The organism is Polaromonas sp. P1_G2 (assembly GCF_056405515.1).
Genome location: NZ_JBFUBY010000556.1, coordinates 1 through 896, shown reverse-complemented (window position 1 = coordinate 896; position 896 = coordinate 1). Strand labels below are relative to the sequence as shown.

At 58.0% G+C, this 896-nt stretch carries 1 protein-coding gene; it reads left to right on the top strand.

Annotated features, from left to right (window positions below):
• Positions 1-896 (top strand): cadherin-like domain-containing protein (locus AC1D0P_RS26140; RefSeq protein WP_477679384.1); only part of this gene is annotated, 896 nt, incomplete at both ends.

Here is an 896-nt window from a genome sequence, read left to right as displayed (position 1 = left end):
GTCCTATACGGACGATCCGGGCACTGTGGACTCCGATGTCGTCTTCACCATCAGCAATGTGCTGAATGGGACATTGATGGTCAATGGCGTCGCATCGGACAGTTTGACCTTTACGGGAGCGCAGCTCAAGGCCGGCCTGGTCACCTTTGTGCATGACGGCGACGAAAACGTATCTTCAGGAGCCGGTTTCGATGTGACGGTCGTGGATGCCTCGGGCATCCCGGCCACGGGCACGCTGAAGTTCGCTGTGACCGCGGTTAACGACGCCCCGGCATTGTCGCTCGGCGGCCAGGATAACCCAGCCAATCTGCCGCATATCACAGAGGGCGGGACTTCGGACGCATTTTCGACCGGGCAAATATATGGGTTCGACAATGATGACAGCAGCCTGACTTATCTCGTCAGCAATCTGCAGCACGGATATGTGCAGGTCGGTACCACCAAGGTCACCTCGTTTACGCAGCAGCAATTTGACAACGGTCTCGTGACATTCCACCAGAATGGCGACGATGCGGCAACGGCGAGCTTCGATATCCAGGTCCGAGATCCGCACAGTGCTGTCTCGGATACCCAGACCTACACATTCACGGTTGACAATGTCGATGATCCCGCGACTTTCTCAGGCACTGAGACCGGCACGGTCCGCTCGCTGCTGAAAACCAGTGTCAGCGGTACGCTAGATGTTTCCGATCCTGACAGTTCGACGGCCCTGGTGGCCGTGACAGGACAGACCTCGGATCAGGGCTATGGTACCTTCTCGGTCGCCGCAGATGGGACCTGGACCTATAATCTCGACTCGTCTGCCGTCGCCAACCTTGCGAACGGGGACACGACGCAGGACACGTTCAGCGTCCAGACCGCGGGTGGAGATGTCGACACCATCACCATCAACATCC